Origin of the sequence: Actinomyces urinae, from assembly GCF_900119695.1 — a bacterium.
Classification (GTDB): domain Bacteria; phylum Actinomycetota; class Actinomycetes; order Actinomycetales; family Actinomycetaceae; genus Gleimia; species Gleimia urinae.
On record NZ_LT632547.1, the window covers coordinates 416299 to 436369 of the forward strand.

At 56.3% G+C, this 20071-nt stretch carries 20 protein-coding genes; 6 read left to right on the forward strand and 14 right to left on the reverse strand.

Annotation, left to right across the window (positions count from 1 at the left end; translation table 11 throughout):
• Positions 1-20: 20 nt before the first annotated feature.
• Positions 21-1295: a deoxyguanosinetriphosphate triphosphohydrolase gene (locus tag BQ7114_RS03195; RefSeq protein ID WP_072341853.1), complete on the reverse strand. Its 1275-nt coding sequence runs from the start codon at positions 1293-1295 to the stop codon at positions 21-23.
• A 68-nt stretch (positions 1296-1363) separates the two neighbouring features.
• On the opposite strand from BQ7114_RS03195, the gene BQ7114_RS03200 reads away from it, so the two are divergent.
• Entirely contained in the window at positions 1364-2692 is a 1329-nt protein-coding gene (locus tag BQ7114_RS03200) for a hypothetical protein (protein WP_072341855.1), read from the forward strand.
• Positions 2693-2732: 40 nt separating this feature from the next.
• Here BQ7114_RS03200 and BQ7114_RS03205 read toward each other — a convergent pair whose 3' ends face one another.
• The 3 genes from BQ7114_RS03205 to BQ7114_RS03215 are packed head-to-tail and all read right to left on the reverse strand — an operon-like array spanning position 2733 to position 6191.
• The gene (locus tag BQ7114_RS03205) at positions 2733-3578 is read right to left on the reverse strand and encodes a type I 3-dehydroquinate dehydratase (protein WP_083431719.1); all 846 of its coding nucleotides are present in this window, start codon (positions 3576-3578) and stop codon (positions 2733-2735) included.
• Positions 3553-4791: a tRNA dihydrouridine synthase DusB gene (gene dusB / locus BQ7114_RS03210; protein WP_230205952.1), complete on the reverse strand. Its 1239-nt coding sequence runs from the start codon at positions 4789-4791 to the stop codon at positions 3553-3555. Before dusB ends, BQ7114_RS03205 begins: the two co-directional genes overlap by 26 nt.
• An 11-nt stretch (positions 4792-4802) precedes the next feature.
• Positions 4803-6191 (reverse strand): glycine--tRNA ligase, encoded by a 1389-nt coding sequence (locus tag BQ7114_RS03215; protein ID WP_072341873.1) that lies wholly within the window; start codon positions 6189-6191, stop codon positions 4803-4805.
• Positions 6192-6369: 178 nt separating this feature from the next.
• On the opposite strand from BQ7114_RS03215, the gene BQ7114_RS03220 reads away from it, so the two are divergent.
• The 5 genes from BQ7114_RS03220 to BQ7114_RS03240 are packed head-to-tail and all read left to right on the forward strand — an operon-like array spanning position 6370 to position 10097.
• On the forward strand, positions 6370-7416 hold the full coding sequence (locus BQ7114_RS03220; RefSeq protein WP_230205953.1) for a metal ABC transporter substrate-binding protein: 1047 nt from the start codon (positions 6370-6372) through the stop codon (positions 7414-7416).
• The gene (locus BQ7114_RS03225) at positions 7413-8234 is read left to right on the forward strand and encodes a metal ABC transporter ATP-binding protein (protein ID WP_072341879.1); all 822 of its coding nucleotides are present in this window, start codon (positions 7413-7415) and stop codon (positions 8232-8234) included. Before BQ7114_RS03220 ends, BQ7114_RS03225 begins: the two co-directional genes overlap by 4 nt.
• On the forward strand, positions 8227-9165 hold the full coding sequence (locus BQ7114_RS03230; RefSeq protein WP_072341882.1) for a metal ABC transporter permease: 939 nt from the start codon (positions 8227-8229) through the stop codon (positions 9163-9165). The genes BQ7114_RS03225 and BQ7114_RS03230 overlap by 8 nt, the downstream gene beginning before the upstream one ends.
• Positions 9166-9169: 4 nt before the next feature.
• Entirely contained in the window at positions 9170-9574 is a 405-nt protein-coding gene (locus tag BQ7114_RS03235; RefSeq protein WP_072341885.1) for a Fur family transcriptional regulator, read from the forward strand.
• Between the two features lie 4 nt (positions 9575-9578).
• On the forward strand, positions 9579-10097 hold the full coding sequence (locus BQ7114_RS03240; RefSeq protein ID WP_072341888.1) for an SNARE-associated domain-containing protein: 519 nt from the start codon (positions 9579-9581) through the stop codon (positions 10095-10097).
• Here the strand turns inward: BQ7114_RS03240 and uppS are convergent.
• The 10 genes from uppS to BQ7114_RS03290 all read right to left on the reverse strand — a co-directional run bounded on the left by uppS (position 10094) and on the right by BQ7114_RS03290 (position 19999).
• On the reverse strand, positions 10094-10858 hold the full coding sequence (uppS, locus tag BQ7114_RS03245) for a polyprenyl diphosphate synthase (RefSeq protein WP_072341891.1): 765 nt from the start codon (positions 10856-10858) through the stop codon (positions 10094-10096). The genes BQ7114_RS03240 and uppS overlap by 4 nt on opposite strands.
• Entirely contained in the window at positions 10855-11592 is a 738-nt protein-coding gene (gene recO / locus BQ7114_RS03250) for a DNA repair protein RecO (protein ID WP_072341894.1), read from the reverse strand. Before recO ends, uppS begins: the two co-directional genes overlap by 4 nt.
• 49 nt (positions 11593-11641) lie before the next feature.
• Positions 11642-12700 carry a GTPase Era gene (gene era, locus BQ7114_RS03255; RefSeq protein ID WP_072341897.1) on the reverse strand — a complete coding sequence of 353 codons (1059 nt, stop codon included), beginning with the start codon at positions 12698-12700 and terminating at the stop codon, positions 11642-11644.
• A 2-nt stretch (positions 12701-12702) separates the two neighbouring features.
• Positions 12703-13992 (reverse strand): hemolysin family protein, encoded by a 1290-nt coding sequence (locus BQ7114_RS03260; RefSeq protein ID WP_072341900.1) that lies wholly within the window; start codon positions 13990-13992, stop codon positions 12703-12705.
• Positions 13985-14458, reverse strand: coding sequence for an rRNA maturation RNase YbeY (gene ybeY / locus BQ7114_RS03265; RefSeq protein WP_195906704.1), 474 nt, complete (start codon positions 14456-14458; stop codon positions 13985-13987). Before ybeY ends, BQ7114_RS03260 begins: the two co-directional genes overlap by 8 nt.
• Complete coding sequence (locus BQ7114_RS03270; RefSeq protein ID WP_072341906.1) at positions 14439-15449, reverse strand: PhoH family protein; 1011 nt, start codon at positions 15447-15449, stop codon at positions 14439-14441. The genes ybeY and BQ7114_RS03270 overlap by 20 nt, the downstream gene beginning before the upstream one ends.
• Positions 15450-15485: 36 nt before the next feature.
• Positions 15486-16217, reverse strand: coding sequence for a 16S rRNA (uracil(1498)-N(3))-methyltransferase (locus BQ7114_RS03275; RefSeq protein WP_072341909.1), 732 nt, complete (start codon positions 16215-16217; stop codon positions 15486-15488).
• A complete protein-coding gene (gene dnaJ, locus BQ7114_RS03280; RefSeq protein ID WP_072341912.1) occupies positions 16214-17326 on the reverse strand; it encodes a molecular chaperone DnaJ in 1113 nt (370 codons plus the stop codon). Before dnaJ ends, BQ7114_RS03275 begins: the two co-directional genes overlap by 4 nt.
• A 23-nt stretch (positions 17327-17349) precedes the next feature.
• A complete protein-coding gene (hrcA, locus tag BQ7114_RS03285) occupies positions 17350-18366 on the reverse strand; it encodes a heat-inducible transcriptional repressor HrcA (protein WP_072341915.1) in 1017 nt (338 codons plus the stop codon).
• Positions 18367-18571: 205 nt separating this feature from the next.
• Complete coding sequence (locus BQ7114_RS03290; RefSeq protein WP_072344725.1) at positions 18572-19999, reverse strand: L,D-transpeptidase family protein; 1428 nt, start codon at positions 19997-19999, stop codon at positions 18572-18574.
• Between the last annotated feature and the right edge of the window lie 72 nt (positions 20000-20071).

The window sequence follows — 20071 nt, forward strand, 5'->3', positions numbered from 1 at the left end:
TCATTCGCGCTAGGGCGCGCTTACAGGTGAAGCGTATCGAACATGCCACATAGGGAGGCGTGCATGCGTGCCGCCGAAAGATCCGTGAGTGAGGCCACCTGATCAATCACAATTCGCAAACGAGCGTTATCATCCGGCGTCTGGCGCCAAAGTGAGGCAAACGGTTCTTGCAGATGACGGCCCGAGGTTTCATACAGAATGTGCACGAGGTCCACCAGCACACCGCCCTGGTGATGATACGACCCCTCCATCTCGCGCGGAGCCATCACGTAATGCGCGGCAATTCCCTTCAGCAGCATGATCTCGATTGCCGTCTCGTCAGGAACCACCAGGTCCGCGTCATACCTTCCTAGCCCCTCCCCGCACTGGCGGCCAGCCGCGCCGCGCGTGGCATCAACAGCCTCGGAACAAAACTTTCCGATCAGCTGTGACGTCATATCCTTCAAGCGCGCGCTGTCGCCATACGTTCCATCGAATGAAGTGAGCCAATACGGCATCGCCAATAGGCGTTCGCGCGCCGCCTGCAGGTGTGCTTCCTGCAAATCCTTGTCGTACCACTCGCGCGTGCGCTCCACCACGTTCGAGAACGCGGCGTCATCGCGCAACTCTTCGAGGGGTAGCTTGCCAGTCATAACCGCGTCCTCGATGTCGTGCACCGAGTATGCGATGTCATCTGATAGATCCATAATCTGAGCTTCCAAGCAGCGGCCTTGCGCGCCCGAACGCATCCAGTCAAACGGCTCGCGATCATCCTCGTAAACCGAATACTTACGAGTCGAATACTTCGGATCTGGCCCTTCGGAACGAGCCCACGGATACTTACAGATCGCGTCCAATGAAGCACGCGTTAGATTCACACCGCGCGGCTCACCGGCCTTGCCAACAACCTTCGGTTCCAAACGAACCACTAGGCGGAACGTTTGCGCATTGCCCTCAAAACCGCCCACGTCACCAGCAATTGAATCGAGCGCGCTCTCCCCATTGTGTCCAAATGGTGGATGTCCTAGATCATGCGCCAGGCATGCGGCGTCCACAATATCCGGATCCGCGCCCAGCTCCTTACCGATTTCTCGGCCAACCTGTGCTACTTCCATCGAATGCGTGAGCCGGGTGCGAACAGAATCGTCCGAAGCCGGGCCAAGAACCTGGGTCTTCTCTCCCAACCGGCGAAACGCAGCCGAATGCAAAATGCGCGCACGATCGCGCTCAAAATCGGTTCGATTAGCCGACTTCGGACGCTCCCTTACGAAGCGTTCGCGATCAAAGTCAGAATACACATGTCTGGTAACACTCACGGGCCAATCATATCGACAACCACAGACAACCTTTTCTAACCAACGCACATCTTTGGCACAATAGAGCCATGAGCACTGAGCAGCCACCTTCACATATTCAGAAAGAAACCGCGAAAGCCGTTCAAAACTCACGGTATGTGCGTACGCACCTCATTCACAGGCGCTCACCTCTACCCGGCTCCTGGTGGCACGCCCCAGTCATTGCTGAGATTCCCGGCATCATCGATAAAGCCGGTGCGAAAACCCTCGCCGCGCTCATGCCCACCATCGAAGAAACCGGCTTCGACGGTGTAGTCTTCCGCCCCGCGCTACTCGACTTCTATACGTCCAAGGGTTATCTAGACCAGATCATCGAAGCCGGAAAACAAGCCGGCCTGCGCGTCATCGTGCGCCTCTCGGGAGCCGATTATGCTCCCGACCTACCCCCCTCCCTCAAGCCCTTCTATGGAGCCGAGGAGTCTACCGCTACCACCATCACGCGGGCCCGCGAAGCGCTCAAGAGCGGAGCGGACGGCATAGACCTGGGGCGCATCGCTGAAGACCCGAACCTGCCCGACGCAAAAGAGCGCGATAAAGAGTTTTCCGATCTCGTTCGCCTCCTCATGTTCGAACTAGCGGACTTCTCTGAAGAAAAGATCCTCGTTGCCGAAGCGCGCACCGAATTGCACGATCAGTACCAGTACCATCTGCAAGAAGACTGGATCCACAACTTCATAGACAACCGTCTTCAACGTGCGCCCTACTGCGATGAAACCATAATCGAGGCAATCGAAAACTCCCTTTTTGAAAGAGACAAGATTGGCGTTCCCCCCGTCTGGAAAGCCATCAACTCGCGTTTAATCATGGAACCCGACCGGCCCAACAACTACCCTGGCTCCTGGGAAGATGGCACCAACACCACAAGACGCTCTTCGATGCGCATCATCCTGGCATCACTGCCCGGCGCTATCTACCTGCCCTTCGGCTTTTCTGGCGGACACGTTACATACAAGGGCGTAGCTGTGCGCCCCCTACCACCAATTAACTCCGTCGAAGAACGCCGCCTTGCCCACACCCAGATGGCGCTGCGACTACGCAAAAAGTACGACCTGGGCAACGCCAACCTCGCGTGGGTCAGCGGCCTGCCGTGGCAAACTCCGGGCGTCGGCATATTCACCAGCGGCAGCGTAATGTGTGTATTCAACACGTCAAACGAAGATGTGTTCGTGCCTTTAGAAAATGAGCTACTGCTCCGTTCGGACTCCACGCGCGAATGGGCTCTACCCGGCGCCGAAACCGTTCTACGCACCGGACCACCGCAAATCTTTTCAACCGCTGAACGCGAGGAACAAAACACCCTCACGCCCGGCACCACCGCCTGGTTTGTACCACCCGTTGTCAAGGCTCCCAACAGATAGGTGAATAGCGCGGCTATCTAGACCATAGAAGACGAGAACGCTAGTTCGCGTTCAAGCAACCCGTCGCCTCATCAAACGCCAGTAGCGCGTCCAAGCCAATCTGCCCCGGAGCGGAATCCTCACCTAGGGAACTAAACGTTGCTGCAGACCCGAACTGCGCAGCAAACGCCCGAGTGAACATGCCCGGCCCTCCCATAGAAACCGCAATCACAGGCACCCGCGCAAACATGTCGACAAAATGCCGAGCACACGCGGCCAGTCGCAATGAATCCATCACCGAACCCGGCATGTATGCGACCTTCACCAAGCCAGCGCCGCTAGTGCGAACAGCCGCATCTTCACCAGCCCCATCAAGGAACTGTTCAAACCAATCCAGCAACTCAGCCTGCATCTGGCGCAAGCTAGCAACAATCTCGTCGGCGCCTGGCGTCGCCTCGAAATCATGGCTTGACAGCACCACTGGAACCCCCGCTTCTAACGCGCTAAGCGCCACGCGACGACGCTGCTCCAACCCAAACTCCACATCAAGCAGATCCGCAGCGTCGGCTTCCAAGACCGCGAGCGCCACCCGCTCATAATCTGCAACCGCACCGCGGCCTCCTTGCTCCTCAGTGCGGAAGGTAGCGAGAATCGGCAGGTCTACCTCGCGGCGAAGGACCTGTGCGCACCCGGCAATAACCGGGTTGGAAATATCGCTCAGGTGGTCTACTCTCCACTCCACGAGGTCGGCTCCACTGCCCAGAGCAGCGCGGGCTTCCTGCGCAAGCTCAGACGCATTCTTGCCCATCAGGGGCGCGATAATCGCCGCCCGATCTCCGCCCAGTTCAACGCCTCTGACACGCACCTTCATTCGCGACATCTCAGCCCCCATCTGCAACCGATTCATTAGCTACAACTTCCGCGCGCTCTGAGTCTTGAATCACTTGCGAGTCCAGCCAACCATGCGGCAAATGAGGACGCCGTTCGTGTCCCTTCCGGCCGCGCGGGCCTTCCGCCGACTTAGGACAGGGCTGATCCAAATCCAAGCTGTTTAAAAGCTCATCGAGCTCTTCTAAACTACTCACGCGCCCCAGCTTCAACCGGGACTCACCGCCTACTTTGTAGCCGCGCAAGTACCAGCCAATGTGTTTACGCATGTTCCTGCACGCGTCGAACTCAGAACCAAGATGCGCAGTCATCAAAAGCGCATGCTCGCGGATGATTTGCGCTACCGTGCGCAGGTCGGGGGCCATCTTAGGAATGCCCGCGCCTGTTAAGTCTGAAGTAATATCCGTGAACAGCCAAGGCCGGCCCTGACAACCGCGGCCGATCACCACTGCGTCGCACCCCGTCTGTTCCATCATTGCGCGTGCGTCCTCGCCCTTGAAAAGATCTCCATTGCCCATGACTGGAATCGAGATCGCGTCTTTAAGGGCCGCTATTGGCTGCCAATCCGCTTTACCCGCGTAGTACTGAGCCTGCGTGCGACCGTGCAGCGCAACCGCGGCCACGCCACTGCGCTGGGCAATAGTACCGGCATCCATGTACGTCGAATGCTGATCATCAATACCGATGCGCATCTTCATCGTTACGGGAACGCTGCGGCCAATCAGTTTTGCACCCCGTTCAGCGCCGGCAACAACAGCCTTCAAAATGTCTTCGAGCAAGTCTCGCTTCCACGGTAGAGCAGCTCCCCCGCCCTTACGCGTAACCTTAGGCACCGGGCACCCAAAGTTCAGATCAATATGATCCACAAGGTCGCGCTCTACAATCATCTGCGCGGCCCTACCCATCGTGTCTGGATCGACCCCGTACAGTTGAGCCGAGCGCACTCTATCCGACGGGTCGGGCTCAACCATGCGCCATGTCTTTGGCGAACCTTCCACGAGGGCGCGCGCGGTAATCATCTCGCAGACAAACAGCCCGGCAGGCGCGTCAACGCCCTTCTTTGCCTCACCAAGCTTATTTGCCAGCGCTTCGCTCAACCCGCGCTCAGCGTAGTCCCGACACAGCCGGCGAAACGGAACATCCGTCACGCCGGCCATGGGTGCTAAAACAACCGGGGTCCACAGATTGATAGGACCAATCTGTAGACCACCGGAATGCGTGTTTGTTACCAAACCTGTGTCCGTTAGCTGATCGGAAGACGCTGCGCGAGGTACGCCTCTACCTCGTCTAGCGGAATACGAACCTGCTCCATGGTGTCGCGATCACGAACCGTAACCGCATTATCGTCAAGCGTGTCAAAGTCGTAGGTGATGCAAAACGGCGTACCGATCTCATCCTGGCGACGATAACGACGGCCCACGGCACCAGCATCGTCATACTCAACGTTCCAACGACGACGTAGCTGCATCGCAAGCTTGCGAGCAGGCTCCGTGAGCTGTTCCTTGCGAGACAGCGGCAAAACAGCTGCCTTCACCGGAGCCAAACGCGGATCCAGCTTCAAAACCGTGCGCTTGTCAACGCCGCCCTTAGTATTAGGAGCCTCGTCCTCGCAATATGCCTCTACTAGGAACGCCATCAACGAACGGGTGAGGCCAGCTGACGGTTCAATGACGTAAGGTGTCCAACGCTCGTTCTTCTGCTGGTCGAAGTAGTCGAGCTTCGCGCCAGACTCCTTCGAGTGAGTACCAAGGTCGTAATCAGTACGGTTTGCGATACCCTCAAGCTCGCCCCACTGCGATCCCTTAAAGCCGAACGTGTACTCGATGTCAACCGTGCGCTTTGAGTAGTGCGACAGCTTCTCTTTCGGGTGTTCGTATAGGCGCAGGTGATCACGGTTAATACCTAGATCGACGTACCAACTAATACGCTCATCAATCCAGTACTGGTGCCAGTCCTCATCCGTGCCCGGCTCGACGAAGAACTCGAGCTCCATCTGCTCGAACTCGCGGGTGCGGAAAATGAAGTTGCCCGGCGTGATCTCGTTGCGGAACGACTTACCAATCTGCGCAATACCAAACGGGGGCTTCATACGCGAGGTAGTCATAACGTTTGCAAAGTTTACGAAAATGCCCTGCGCGGTTTCCGGACGCAAGTAGTGCAGACCAGTCTCATTGTCAACGGCACCCAGGTAAGTCTTCATAAGGCCCGAGAAAGCCCTCGGCTCCGTCCAGTTACCCCGATTACCACAGCTTTCACACGCCACCATTTCGAGCGTAACATCGGCCTCTTCAACACCGTTCTTCTCGGCGTAATTCTCGATCAGCTGATCCTCACGCTGACGCTTGTGGCACGAAAGGCACTCTACAAGTGGATCGGTAAAAGCCGTTACGTGGCCGGAAGCATTCCACACTGCCGTTGGCAAAATTACCGAAGAATCTAGGCCAACAACGTCGTCACGCTGGCGAACCATGCGTGACCACCACTCTCTCTTAATGTTTTCTTTAAGCTCGACGCCGAGCGGACCGTAGTCCCACGCCGAACGCGTACCTCCGTAGATCTCACCGGAAGGGAACACGAAGCCTCTACGCTTAGCAAGGTTAATTACGGAATCTAGACGCGACGGGTTTGCCATTTTTCTCCTTGAGTCATGCGCACCTGGCTGGTGCGTTTCACTATTCGCAATCACGAATCATCTCAAGTTTAGTTGGGTTTGCCGAAATATCGAAAGCACCGGCCCCGGTTCGAGTTCTTTGCGTCACATTGGAGGTTCTCGCTTGATCAAGAACTAAGCGTTAGTGATAATGGTTGTCATGAACATTCGTAAAAGTTTGATTGCAGTGGGTGCCGCGTCCGCACTAGCCCTAGCTGGCTGCTCCAACAGTGCTACCAAGGACAGCGGCATGAAAGACAGCAGCGACCCGCTAGTTGTTAAAGCATCGTTTTATCCGCTTCAGTACCTGGTTGAACAGATTGGCGAGGACCTTGTATCCGTCGATTCGCTTACTCCCCCAGGAACCGATGCTCACTCCCTCGACCTATCTCCAAAGACCGTTTCTGAGCTATCCGGCTCCGATGCAGTTGTGTACCTGCGCGGCTTCCAGACGGCGGTTGACGAGGCCGTAGACCAGGCGAAGCCAAGCCACGTCCTCGACGTCGCTGAGAGCGCACAACTAATGGAAACGGGCGCGGAGCACCATCACCACGACGATGATGAAGCCGACCACAAGCATGAAGGCGAAGATCATGACCACGAGGCGGAGGGACACGACCACGAAGCTGAAGGCAATGACCACCAGGCTGAAGGCCATGAGGGCGAAGGCCACGACCACGAACACAACATGGCTGGCGATCCGCACTTCTGGCTAGACCCGGCGCGCATGGAGCAAGTTGCAAAGCAGATCAACGAGTTCCTAGCCAAAACCGACCCCTCGAATGCGCAAGAATACAAGAAGAACACGGAAACCTTAGTTTCTAAGCTGAAAAATCTGGATGAGTCCGTGACGAGTAGCTTCGGAAACTGCGCCCTCGATACCTTCGTGGTCTCACACGAAGCATTCGGCTATCTTGCCGCCAAGACGGGACTACACCAGGTGGGTGTTTCTGGTCTTGAGCCCGAAGTAACCCCCTCACCCCAACGTCTGAAGGAAATCAGCGACGTGGTGAAAGAAAACGGCGTCAAGGTTATCTACGCCGAAGCCAACGTGTCCCCGAAAGCCATTGAGGTTCTGGCGCACGATCTGGGTATTGAAACTCTAGTTCTCGACCCGGGTGCCACACAGAACGATCCGGACGTAGACTACTTGCAGATAATGACCAAGAATCTTGACAACCTCAAGAAAGGCCTCGACTGCAAGTGAGTTTGCAAAACACCACGCAAGAGTCGCACCGCCCAGGTGCGGCTCTTGCCGTATATACCCATCACCTGCACGTTGCTTATGACACGAACGTGATCCTGCATGGCCTCGATATCGAAATCCCCGTAGGCCAGTGCGTAGCAATCACGGGAGCAAACGGATCCGGCAAATCCACCTTCGTGAAAGCGCTTATGGGTTCGGCCCCCGTAACCGAAGGCGATGTGCAAATTTTTGGCAAGAACGCAAGAAGCAAAAGCCTGTTTGGCCAAGGCGCCGTACCGTGGAACCGGATCGGATACGTTCCGCAACGCCCCTCCGCCGCCTCCGCGGTTTCATCCAGCGCCCTTGAAGTCGTGCGATCTGGACTGCTTGGGCCCAAGCAGTGGTGGTATGCAGCCGGCTCCAAGAAGATTGCCACGGACGCTCTTGGGCGCGTTGGTCTTTTACATCGGGCACAAACCCCCGTACAGGAGCTCTCTGGCGGCCAACACCAGCGCGTGCGGATCGCAAGAGCATTCGTCCGCGATCCAGAGCTACTCATCCTCGACGAACCGTTAGCTGGCATCGATCGACATTCGCAAGAAAAACTAGCCCAACTCATCGGCCAGGCCAAAGAACGCGGCAAAACCATCGTACTAATCCTGCACGAGCTAGGCCCCATAGAACCACACATCGAGCGGATCATTAACCTTGCTTCGGGACACGTCACTTTTGATGGGCCCGTTGCCGAGGCGCCTCATACCCACGCTGAAGAACACCACCACTTCCCGCACCCCGGACACGTCGAAACTGACTTTTACCATGGAGGCAACGATGAATAGCGCAATCCTCCCCGACCTCATCAGCGAACTGGGCACCATGCTGTCCTCACCGCTCATGCAGCGCTCGTTCATCGCTGCCATCCTCGTAGGCCTTGCCGCTCCCGTCGTTGGCACCTACCTCGTGCACCGCCGCCTGGCTATGCTCGGTGACGGTATCGGCCACATCGCCCTTACCGGCGTGGCTCTCGGCTGGCTTGCTGGAACAGCTATGGGGGCCATTGAGCCTGAAAGCTACGCCCTGCCCGGCGCATTTATCGTGTCAATCCTCGGCGCCGTTACCCTTGAAGTAATCCGCATTGCCGGACGCACGTCGTCTGACGTCGCGCTCGCCATGCTCTTCTACGGCGGTATCGCTGGAGGCGTGCTCCTCATGGGTATAGCCGGAGGAACATCCTCACAGCTGAACTCCTACCTCTTTGGCTCCATTGCAACCGTCACCAACTCCGACATTTGGGCGATCACCATCCTTACCATCATCGTGCTCCTGGTAGGCATCGGCCTAGCCCCCGCGCTCTACTCCGTATGCAACGATGAAGAGTTCGCCCGCTCCACCGGCCTACCCGTAAATCTCCTCAACCTCATCATCGCCATCATGGCCGCAACAACCGTGGCCGTGGCCATGCGAGTTGTGGGAGCCCTACTCGTCTCCGCCCTCATGATCGTTCCTGTTGCAATATCGCAAATCCTGGTACGCTCATTTAGGTCAACAATGGCACTAGCAATGGTGATAGGCATGCTTACAACGGTCAGTGGACTTACGATCACGTACTTCCACAACCTCTCCCCCGGCGCAGCCATCGTTGTACTAGCAATCCTCATCTACGCCATCGTCTTCCTTACCCGCCCCCTCATCGACCGCGTTCGCAGCAAACGCAAAGCCGTAGCAAAGCCACCCACCGTCATGCACCCCGAGCGCCAACAACAAAGGTAGACCCATGGAAAAGCCCAGACGCAACACGCGCCAGCGCCAAGCCGTAATCAATGCAATGAACGAGGCAACCGAGTTTCGATCCGCCCAAAAAATCCACGCCGACATGGTTGCAGCAGGCGAATCGATTGGCCTTGCCACCGTCTACCGAAATCTGCGTACCCTCGCAGAAGAAGGCTCGATCGACACCCTCATGGCGCCCGACGGCGAATCCCTCTACCGCGCATGTGGCCACGAATCGCACCACCACCACATCGTGTGCAGGCGCTGCCTATCCAGTATCGAAATCCACGAATCCGACCTAGAGTCGATACTGCAAGCACTCGTCAAAAAACATGGCTTTTCCGACGTGGAACACTCAATCGAGATTTTCGGGCTCTGCCCCCAATGTCAAGCCGAGGAAGGTAAGTAGATAAATGCCTGGAGTTCCCCAGTGGATCGCGGATGGACCGTTCATTGGAATCGCCCTATTCCTCACCATCGTGGTTTTTCTACGATCGCAGGGCACATACTGGCTTGGCCGCCTCGGAACGTGGGGTTTTCTAGCTAAATCAGAGCATTCAAGCAAACCGTGGGTGCGTAAAGTTCGTGCGTGGCTTGAAGGCGCCTCTGTTCAAAAAGGCATTGACGCCGTAGACAAGTGGGGACTGCTCATCATTCCCCTGTCCTTCCTCACCATTGGTTTTCAAACCGTGGTTCATGCCGGCGCCGGAGTGCTTCGCCTGCGCTGGCTAACCTACACTCTAGCGGCAATCCCCGGATACATCGCATGGGGTTGCCTCTACGCATCCATCGGCATCGGGCTATTCAAAACAGGGCAAGCCGCCACCGCTGGAAAAACGTGGGCGCTCGTGCTATGCACAACGATGGTGGTCATCATGGGTCTCACCATCTTGAAGCGACGCCACCGCGCCGCAGAAGCTATCGCCGACTAGCTCTGAACCCGATCCACAGCGGAACCAAACCTGCGCTCGCGGCCAGTGAACGCAAGCACATCATTCCACAGTTCCTCGCGACAGTACTCCGGCCACGGCACGGGGTTGAACGCAAACTCGGCGTAGGCGCACTGCCAGAGCAAGAAGTTCGATATGCGCTGTTCACCACCCGTGCGGATCAGCAGATCCACATCCGGCGATGATGGAGCGTAAAGGCGCCGCCCAACCGTGTCTTCCGTAATGCCAGCCGGCTTCAGTTTGCCTGCCTCGACCTCGCTCGCAACTCGTCGCACGGCATCGGCAATCTCGGCCCTGCCCCCGTAGTTCACAGCCATGTTGAAATGCAACTTCGAATTGGTCTTAGTGAGCTCCTGCGACGCCTCCAACTCGGTGATTACCGATTTCCAGAGACGAGGCCGCCTACCCCACCAGTGGATTGCCACGCCCCACTCGTTTAACTCGTCGCGGCGCCGGCGAAGCACATCGCGCGAATAGCCCATCAGGAAGCTAACTTCCTTGGGTGAGCGTTTCCAGTTTTCAGTAGAAAACGCGTACACGGTCAGGTGCTGCACACCGATTTCGAGGGCGCCCGCGATCGTGTCCATCAGCGCCATCTCGCCAGCCCGGTGACCCTCTGTGCGCGCCAAGCCGCGCGCGTTTGCCCACCTTCCGTTTCCGTCCATAATGATCGCAACGTGACGAGGCACCCCGTCAATCTTCGGAGCCAGATTATTGCCAGCTCCGGGTGGTGCAACCTTCATACGTCCCCCAAATGCGAGTTGATCAAACTATATGACTTGATACGCCGCTCAACATGCCACTGCACCCAGGCGGCAACCAGTCCCGCAGCCTCACGTCGCGCGAAATCGGGCGCCGCGTCCGCATTTTCCCAATCACCCGAAAGCAAATCTCCAAGCAACTGCATCGCTTCTGTCGAAGGCGCTAACGATCCGGGAGGCCTACAAGCCTCGCACACCGCGCCTCCGGCCACCACGTTGAACGAGGATGACGGGCCAGGCCTACCGCACACCGCGCAATCCCAAAATGAGGGGGCCCAACCGCTCATCGAAATCGCGCGGAGCATAAACGAGTTCATCACCAAATCCGGCGAATGGCGCCGATTTGCGAGGGCATGCAAAGCTCCCAAAAGGAGCAGGTACATGGAGGCATGTGCTTCGTCCTCCGACAACCTCTCCGCGGTTTCCACCATCACGTTGGCGCGAGCATAAATCTCAAAATCGCTCGCGATCTGCAGACCGTATGGGCGCAACGTTTGTGCTTGCGTTAAAACGTCAAGGCTACGCCCCCTGTAGAACTGCGCGTCCACGATAGTAAAAGGTTCGAGACGGGCACCAAACTTCGACGACGTGCGGCGAACGCCTTTGGCGACAACTCTTTTCAGGCCGTTCGAGCGGGTCAGCGCCGTGATGATGCGGTCGGCCTCGCCAAGGTCTTGCGTACGCAAAACGATGGCTTCATCACGGTAAGTCTTCACACCCTCTATTATCCCATAACCGCGCCAACCGCGGTCTGAGCAACTGGTTCTAGAACCCTAGACGCCCCAGCATCTTCGGGTCCTTTTGCCAATCCTTCAAAGTCCGCACATGCAGGTGCAGGTATACCCGGCGGCCCAGGTATTCCTCAATGCCGCGGCGCGCCCGCATCCCAACGTGCTTGAGACGCGATCCGCCCTTGCCGATGATAATTGCCTTTTGCGAATCTCGTTCCACAAACAGATTCACGTGAATATCAAGCATCGCGGGGTAATTTTGTCCCGGCTTTTTCTGCCTCTCGATGATCTCCTCAACCTGAACAGCCAACGAGTGCGGTAGCTCTTCGCGTACTCCCTCCAAAGCGGCCTCGCGAATAAGCTCTGCGATCATGGTGTCACGAGACTCGTCCGTAACCATGTCACGCGGATACAACGGCGGCGACAGCGGCATGCGATGGGCAAGCAACTCTTTCAGCCTGTCAACCTGATTGCCCTTGATTGCAGACACGGGAATGATTTCATCCCAATCCCCCAGCTTGTCGATATCCAACAGGTGCTTCATGAGGCGCTCGTCAGAAACCGCATCCATCTTCGTTGCCACTGCGATGATTGGCGCCTTAATTCCGCGCAGCTGGCGAGCAATGAAATCATCACCCGGCCCCACCTTCTGATCCGCCGGCAAACAGAACAAGATCGCATCCACACTAGAAAGCGTTTCGCGTACCTCGCTATTCAAACGTTGACCAAGTAGCGTGCGCGGCCGGTGATACCCCGGAGTGTCCACGAGGACAAGCTGGTAGTCCTCACCCTGCACGACCCCGCGAACAGCGTGGCGTGTGGTTTCCGGTCGCATAGACGTGATCGCGATCTTCTGCCCAACAAGCGCATTCGTGAGCGTGGACTTACCTACGTTAGGACGGCCCACAATGGCGATGAAACCAGCCCTAAAGTTTTCGTTGTAGCCGGCCCCAATCAGGCCCGCATCGCGTTCATCGGAATCAGAGAGGTCGGATTCCTCGTCTATCAACTCAGCGCCTTCAAAGCCGTCATCTTCGAAGTCTTCACACGCGTTGGGGCCATCCATTAGCTCATCGTCAGAGGGGAAACGCACGTTCAGCTCTCTTCTTCTGGTTCAATTTCTAATCTAGTGGCAAGAATAGTGCCCACCTGCCGGCGGCGCCCAATCGCTTCCTCCGCTTCAAGCTCCAGGCCAAGCGCGCGCACCTTCGCCCCGGGCAGAGGAACCTTTCCGAGCGCCTTTTGAAGCAAGCCGCCAACCGAATCGACGTCCTCGTCCTCGATGTCCAACCCCATGAGCTCCCCCAATTCGATCACTGGGAAGCGTGCAGGCACGCGCCAAACGCCCGGTTCAATCTCTTCGGGCTCCACGACCCGTCGATCGTGCTCATCCATCACTTCGCCAACGATTTCTTCAATCAAATCTTCGATTGTGAGCAAGCCAGCAATGCCACCCCACTCGTCAACAACCATCACCATGTGGACGCGAAGTTGCTGCATGTGGCGCAACTCGTCGTCTGCATACAGCATTTCGGGAACAAAATGAGCCTCACGACAAACGTCTCGCACTGGCTTTTCACGATTCTCTGGCCTGTCAACAACGCGGGTGACCAGATCTTTGAAATAAAGGATGCCCACGATGTCGTCGGAAGACTCCCCAATTACCGGAATGCGCGAATAACCCGAGCGAATGAATAGGCGAATAGCTTTTTCAAGCGTGGTGTCCGCTTGGATGGTAACCATATCGGTCCGAGGCACCATGACCTCGCGCACGAAGGTGTGACCCAGCTCGAAAACCGAGCGGAGCATCTCGCGATCCTCTTCCTCAAACCCTTCGGTCTCACCAACCTGGTCAACCACCTCGCGCATCTCTTCGGTCATCTCCGCCCGCGCCTGCGCCTCGGTTTGCTCTGGTGCGGGGAAAAACTTTCGAAGTGAGCGAACAATGGGTGCGCCCAAACGTCCAATCGAGGTGGTGAGCTCCAGCAGTCCAACCGTGCGCAAAGCGGTTCGTTCCGGATTGCGCCACGCTACCTGCTGTGGGAACACAGAGATGACCGCAAACGCGATCAGCCAGTTTATCGCCAGCGAAGCGAGTAGCACAGCCCACCAGCGCCAACCAGTCTGCGCGAACGCAATGGTGATCGCCACAGCAGCACCGGTTTGCATCGCAATACGTCCCGCACGTGCGGCTAAAACACTTCGGCGCCGTTCCTCCACAAGCGTTAACACACGTTTGGCGTTCTGGTGTCCATCTTCAAGCAGGTCATCGACCGCTGCTAGAGAAAGCCTCGCCACAGAAGATTCTGCGGCCACCAGTACCGCCGCGGTAACAACAAAGAAGACTGTTAAGAAAGCTAGCAGTCCGATTGGAATACTACCCATTCGTACGTCCCACCGAGTTTGTTGCCAAGAAAGTTAGCAAGAGCTTGCGCTGCAGGCTAAACATCACCTGTTTTTCCTCTTCCTCCGCATGGTCAAATCCGAGCAAATGAAGAAGACCGTGAACGGTCAGAAGGAGCATTTCCTCAACAGAGGAGTGGCCCGCCTCTAAAGCCTGCTTATGCGCAACCTGCGGACAGATGACAATGTCACCCAAAATGCCCGGCGGTGTTTCCTGGCCTTCCTTACCGGGGCGAAGCTCATCCATCGGGAAGCTCATTACGTCCGTTGGTCCGGGCAGATCCATCCACTTCACGTGAAGCTCTTCCATCGGTTCTGGATCAATGAACATGATCGAAAGCTCAGCGTCAGTAGAGACGTGAAGCTGGGCCAGCACGTACTCTGCTATATCGCGAAACTCTGCAATTTCAATATCAACGCCGGTTTCGTTAATGACTTCTACGCTCACGCCTGCCCCGCCTAACTTGCTCATTTGCTTCGTCGAAACGCTGGTATGCGTCGATTATCTCACCGACCAAACGGTGACGAACCACGTCAGCTGACGTCAACTGACAAAACTCGATTCCTTCAATGCCCTGCAAAATGCTTCGCGCGCTTGCGAGCCCCGATGCCGCCCGGTTAGGTAAATCTACCTGGGTGGCGTCACCCGTGACCACAACTTTTGACCTGAAACCAAGACGCGTCAAAAACATTTTCATTTGCGAGGGCGTGGTGTTCTGCGCTTCATCCAAAATGATGAACGCGTCGTTTAGCGTGCGCCCTCGCATGTATGCAAGAGGCGCAACCTCGATCGTTCCCGCAGCCAGCAGGCGCGGAAGCGCCTCCTGATCGATCATCTCGTTCAGCGCGTCATACAGAGGCCGCAGGTAAGGATCAATCTTTTCAGTCAGCGTACCGGGCAAGAATCCGAGAGACTCGCCCGCTTCTACAGCCGGCCTCGTCAAAATAATGCGCCTTACCTCACCCGTAAGTAGCGCATTTACGGCCATAGCCATAGCCAAGTAGGTCTTGCCAGTACCCGCAGGACCAATCCCAAACACCACTGTGTTCTGCACAATCATGTCCACGTAACGCTGCTGCCCCGGCGTTTTCGCGCGGATATCATGACCGCGCACATTCAAGATTGTTTCTGCACTGGCACTTGCCGTGCCCGTTTTCGCTAACAAACCGACCGCGTGTTCAACCGTTTGCGCATTCAAATACTGCCCGGATCGTGCTAGGGAAATCAGTTCTCGCACCAAATCCGATGCGAGCGCAACAGACTCGGACTCCCCCTCAACCGTTATCTCATTGCCCAGCACCGACACGCGGATACCGTTGAAACTACGTTCCAGACTTCTTAAAACCTCATCCTGGGCTCCAAGGACCGTCACCGGATCAAGATGCTCCGGGATAGTAATCCTGTTCGCTACGGCCGTTAGCTCATCCGTTTGTTGCATGTTTGAAATTCGAGGCTCCTTGCTAGCTCGTTCGTTTCAAATCCTACCGGTTGCAATGTTAAGCGAAGTGAGGCCGGCGGCGACGGCCGTGGATACGCGCATAACGATATCGCCCACCAGCACTATGTTCGCCCCGGCTCGTTTAAACTGTTCGAGTTCCGCATCCGTGATTCCACCCTCCGGGCCAACAACCAGGGCATATTCTTTAGCACCCAAATCGGTAAGGCCAGTTATGGGTTCAATAGCACTCTCGTGCATGACGATCAGTTGCGCTCCTTCTACCTGGGCAATTGCGGCAGCCGCATTTGCGGCAAACTCGAGGGCGGGAACGCGGGCGCGCCGAGACTGCTTGGTTGCAGCCTGCAACACGTTCGCCCACTTCTGTAACCCCTTTTCCTGCTTCTTGCCCTGCCAGCGCACGATGGATCGCTCTGCTTGCCACGCAATCACTCGGTCAACACCAAGTTCGGTAGCCATCTCTATTGCCAACTCGTCTCGCCCATTCTTTGCCAGCGCCTGGATGAGCGTGATCCGCGGGCTCCCCTCAGGTTCAAACACCACCTCATCAATCTGAACGATCACCATGTTTGACGAGGCTTCTACTAATCGCGCACGCGCCCGCGTACCTCTTCCATCTACTAGGTCTAGACGCTCGCCCTTTTCAATGCGCTTCACCATGACATGCTTGGCATCTGGTCCGGTGAACTCAAGCCTTTCTGCCTCGCGAGCGTTGTCTAGGTCACTGACGAAGAAAACCGGTGCGGTCATTTACTGAACTTTTCTTTCAGGTTGCTAAAAAAGCCCTGCTGAGTAGATCCGGTTTTGGCCTCCACAGTTTCCTCTCCGCGCATTTTCGCAAGCTGTTCCATCAACTCACGCTGCGCGCCGGTCAAACCGGTTGGAACCTCCACGTTCACACGAACGCGAAGATCGCCGCGCCCTCGTCTATGAATCCGGCCCACACCAAGACCCTCAACCTTGACCTCCTGGCCCGGCTGCGTACCCGGCTGAATCTCAATATCGTGAGTGCCATCTAGGGTTTCAAGCGAAATCGTGGTTCCAAGTGCGGCAGAAGTCATCGGCACATACAGATCGGCCACGAGGTCATCGCCCTGGCGGCGAAATACCGGATGCGGCTTTTCACGGATCTCAATATAGAGATCACCGTAACCTCCCCCTCCTGGACCAGCCTCACCCTGACCAGACATGCGGATACGCGTGCCGTGTTCAATACCGGCCGGAACATCCACAGCGATAGTGCGCTTGGAGTGCACGCGACCCTCACCGCTGCATTCTTCGCAGGGCTCAGGAATAATCGTGCCGTATCCGCCACAGGCCGAACACGCTGCCTGCGTCATGATCTCGCCAAGGAGCGAGCGCTGCATCTGGCGAACTGTGCCCGAACCGTGGCACGCCGAACAGGTTCGTGGCGAAGTACCAGGCTTCGCGCAAGAACCATCACACGTAGGACAGCGCACGGCCGTGTTAATCGTGACCTCCTCACGCGATCCGAATGCGATGGTTTCAAGATTTACCTCGAGCGCGGTCAGAATATCTTGGCCGCGCCTGCCACGCGGTACCGGGCCTGATCCTGCACCAGCGGCAGAAAAAAACGTTTCGAACAGGTCACCAAAACCACCAAATCCGCCCATGCCTCCAAAGCCGGCATTGGCAGAACCACCCATGTCGTAAGTCTGACGCTTTTGCGGATTCGACAATGTCTCGTATGCCACGGAAATCTTCTTGAACGTTTCCTCATGCTCAACTCCCGCAATATCCGGGTGGTATTTACGGGAGAGTTTGCGGTACGCCTTCTTAATCTCGTCTGCACTGGCGTCGCGCGAAACCCCAAGGATCTCGTAGTAATCTTCGTTCACTAAAATTCCTTTATTCTTTTCTGCTAGTTATTACTGTGCAAAAAGTGTGTGAGGTACGCGCCTACCGCGCGCACGGCTGTCATAGCCTTTTGATAGTCCATACGCATTGGCCCGACCACCGCCAAATGGGCGTTAGTTCCTTGCGACCCGTAAGCTCCTGCAACTACAGCGGTTTCCGCTAGTCCCACGTGTGCGTTCTCTTCCCCAATCGACACTGTTACGTTGCCTTGCGGAACCTCAGAGAATAGCCGCAGAAGCGTCACCTGCTCTTCCAACGCATCCAGGACCGGCACGATAGAACGAGTGAAGTCCACGTTTGAGCGGGCCAGGTTTGCCATTCCGGCAACAAGGATCCGTTCTTCACCGGTTCGGTTAGTTAGGTCCACAACCGTCTGACAAACAGCCGTGCGGAATTGCTTCTCAGTTGGTCCACCCAAAAGCGACAACGGTGACAGCAAACTCGGCAAATCACGTAAATCCTGCCCGTGGCACACCTCGTTGATCTGGTCACGTACCACATCATTCTCAACGCTCGTTGCCCCAAAATCAGAAATGACGCGCTGCTCGATAGTGCCATCATTCATGATGACTACAACCAGTGTACGATCGGGCCCAAGGTCAACTAACTCTACGCGTACCAGCATGGCCGAGTCATAATGCGGATACTGCACAATGGCTACCTGCCGTGTCAGTTGCGCAAGGAGCCGAACCGTTCGCTCGACTACATCCTCAACATCGATAGCTCCGGAAAGAAACGATTCAACTGCGCGCTTTTCTGGACCTGACATGGGTTTAATCTGCGTGAGTGAGTCAACGAACACGCGATATCCTGCAACCGTTGGAATACGACCGGCGGAAGTGTGCGGTTGGTAGATGAGACCCGCCTGCTCAAGTGCAGCCATATCATTGCGGATAGTGGCTGGCGAAACACCAAGATCGTGACGCTTTGCAAGTGCGTTGGACCCAACAGGCTCGCGAGTTGCCACGTAATCAGACACGATCGCGCGGAGCACCTCAAAGCGTCTCTCAGCTGTTGCCACGCCTGCCCCTCTCGCCGCCGTTCACCGCTCGTAGCACTCGAGCTATCTGAGTGCTAACTCTATTACTTTCATCCTTCATCTTCCACAGCTGGCGGGTGAATCGTGGCACTCGACAAAAGCGGATTCCGCCATTCCCTCGTCAATCTGGATTCCCTTGCAAATACTGCGAAAGCCCACCGAAGTGGGCTTTCGCTACGTTGTCTAATCAGTAGTGGCTCACCACTACATTGCCAATCTCACCCCAGTCGTAAAGCCACTTGGCTTCATCAACTGGCATGTTCACGCAGCCGTGTGAGCCACCCGGACCGCTCCATCCAAAGCTACTGCGCCACGGGGCTCCATGGAAGGCATAGCTACCAACGAAGTAAGTAACCCAGGGTACCCCCGGAGTTTCATACTTAGTTCCGTCTAGGTTTTCGCCGCGCATTGTTTGTGACTCGTACTTCAAGTAAATACGGAACTTACCGGTTACGGTTTCAAGTCCCGGAGCGCCGGGAACCATGGGCACCGGGCCGCGCACCACAGTGGCGCCCTCAAACGCTGTCACCGTGGCATTCGAAAGGTTGATGTCCACCCATTTCTCTCCTGGAGCAGCCTGGTACGCCAAACTCTCCGCACCCGGAGCTATGAGACGAGTGGAGAATTGCTGCGGCGTCTCATCGTAGGTAAGCAGGCCTTCGTAGGGTTTTCCAGCCTTCAGCGATTCGATCAGCGCGTCGGAAATTGCTTCCAGATTATTCACGGTGTAGCCGGGCGATCCCTGTTCTGCGGTAGACACCACATCACCGCGCGTATTCACGTTGTGGATACCTTCAACCGGCTCGTCGTTTGTGGATGCGGCGGTGTTAACCAGCCACTCTCGCGCCGCTGGATCGTTCAATACAGGATCCTGAATCTGCTCCCCATCGGCTTCGATGTTCACCCACGTAGCTCGTTCTTTTGCTTCAGGTAGAATCTCGCGATTACCCGTGGAAATGACAACCGGGATGCTGATCATCTCGTTAGCCTTGTCGGCCACCTGTTGCGCGCGCTCCGTCGAGATTTTGGGAGCCTCAATACTCGATTCGAAAGATGCTGGCTGCGGGTTCAGTGACTTTGCAGTGGCAAGGACATGATCGGCAATAGCTTCAGTATCGATACCGTGGCCCTCAACTGCCGGTACCGCAACGTATTTCTCGGCGCCCTCATCAAACTCTACGGAAGCATTCTGCACCGAATCGCCGAGCTCTGCGATCAAAGAATCAGTGAACTCCACAAGCTTGTCATGGTTCAGCTCCACGCTTAGAGGAATATCTGGCGCGGAAAAGAGGCCTTGAATTCGCGACCACGCAGTGGCTGAAGGAGCAAGCGCGGCCGAGGCAGTAGCATCCTCATCAAGCACCACACCCAGCTGAGAGAGGCTGCGCTCATAATCCCGACCGTCAACCGTGATGTTCGTTTTAAACTTATCGAAGCGTTTCTGCACGTCTTCGGCAATCTCTTTAGCGGTCATTCCTGACACTGATTTTCCGGCCACCTGCGTGCCGGGAACCGCCCGAGCGTCGTAGTAGGAAGCGTAAGCTACCGACGACCCTCCTAAAACCACAACAACGGCCGCAACCGCGGCAAGAATCCACTTCAACGTGCGAGACATAAACGAAACCTCACGAAGCCTCACTCAAATTTCACAAACACTCTTCATTGTCCGATGTAAATCAATTACTCT

Bases quoted from the DNA above. Each gene is read 5' to 3' on its own strand.
- BQ7114_RS03200 (WP_072341855.1), top strand. From the start codon at position 1,364: ATGAGCACTGAGCAGCCACCTTCACATATTCAGAAAGAAACCGCGAAA.
- BQ7114_RS03205 (WP_083431719.1), bottom strand. From the start codon at position 3,578: ATGAATCGGTTGCAGATGGGGGCTGAGATGTCGCGAATGAAGGTGCGT.
- BQ7114_RS03215 (WP_072341873.1), bottom strand. From the start codon at position 6,191: ATGGCAAACCCGTCGCGTCTAGATTCCGTAATTAACCTTGCTAAGCGT.
- BQ7114_RS03220 (WP_230205953.1), top strand. From the start codon at position 6,370: ATGAACATTCGTAAAAGTTTGATTGCAGTGGGTGCCGCGTCCGCACTA.
- BQ7114_RS03230 (WP_072341882.1), top strand. From the start codon at position 8,227: ATGAATAGCGCAATCCTCCCCGACCTCATCAGCGAACTGGGCACCATG.
- BQ7114_RS03235 (WP_072341885.1), top strand. From the start codon at position 9,170: ATGGAAAAGCCCAGACGCAACACGCGCCAGCGCCAAGCCGTAATCAAT.
- BQ7114_RS03240 (WP_072341888.1), top strand. From the start codon at position 9,579: ATGCCTGGAGTTCCCCAGTGGATCGCGGATGGACCGTTCATTGGAATC.
- uppS (WP_072341891.1), bottom strand. From the start codon at position 10,858: ATGAAGGTTGCACCACCCGGAGCTGGCAATAATCTGGCTCCGAAGATT.
- BQ7114_RS03260 (WP_072341900.1), bottom strand. From the start codon at position 13,992: ATGGGTAGTATTCCAATCGGACTGCTAGCTTTCTTAACAGTCTTCTTT.
- BQ7114_RS03270 (WP_072341906.1), bottom strand. From the start codon at position 15,449: ATGCAACAAACGGATGAGCTAACGGCCGTAGCGAACAGGATTACTATC.
- BQ7114_RS03275 (WP_072341909.1), bottom strand. From the start codon at position 16,217: ATGACCGCACCGGTTTTCTTCGTCAGTGACCTAGACAACGCTCGCGAG.
- BQ7114_RS03290 (WP_072344725.1), bottom strand. From the start codon at position 19,999: ATGTCTCGCACGTTGAAGTGGATTCTTGCCGCGGTTGCGGCCGTTGTT.